The following is a 325-nucleotide window of genomic DNA, read 5'->3' as shown; positions in this document are numbered from 1 at the left end:
ATCACCGGGTAGCCGGCCGCTTCGTTTTCAGGATGAAGCTCCGGTCTGCCGTTCACGATTCGCAGACGTTTCAAAGTGAGTTCGCCTCGAAGATAGGCAAGCACGATGTCGCCGTTCCCGGCCTCCCGAGCTCGGTCGAAAATCAGAAAATCGCCTTCGAAAATACCGGCGTCAATCATGGAGTCGCCGGTCGCTCTCGCCATAAAGCTTGTCTCGGGGCGCTTTACCAACATGTCGGTCAGGAAAACGTTCTCAGCATCGCAATCGAAGGCCGGAAGAGGTGAGCCGCAGGCAACGCCCATATTTGCGTAGGGGAGTGAAGGTT

At 56.3% G+C, this 325-nt stretch carries 1 protein-coding gene; it reads right to left on the bottom strand.

The window, feature by feature from the left end; translation table 11 throughout:
- The coding region (locus H6A60_RS12955) for a LexA family protein (RefSeq protein ID WP_275114240.1) at positions 1-302 on the bottom strand (302 nt) is incomplete at its 3' end.
- Positions 303-325 lie beyond the last annotated feature (23 nt).

It is taken from the genome of Sutterella massiliensis, from assembly GCF_016899755.1.
Classification (GTDB): domain Bacteria; phylum Pseudomonadota; class Gammaproteobacteria; order Burkholderiales; family Burkholderiaceae_F; genus Sutterella; species Sutterella massiliensis.
This window is presented reverse-complemented; position numbering and strand designations above follow the sequence as displayed.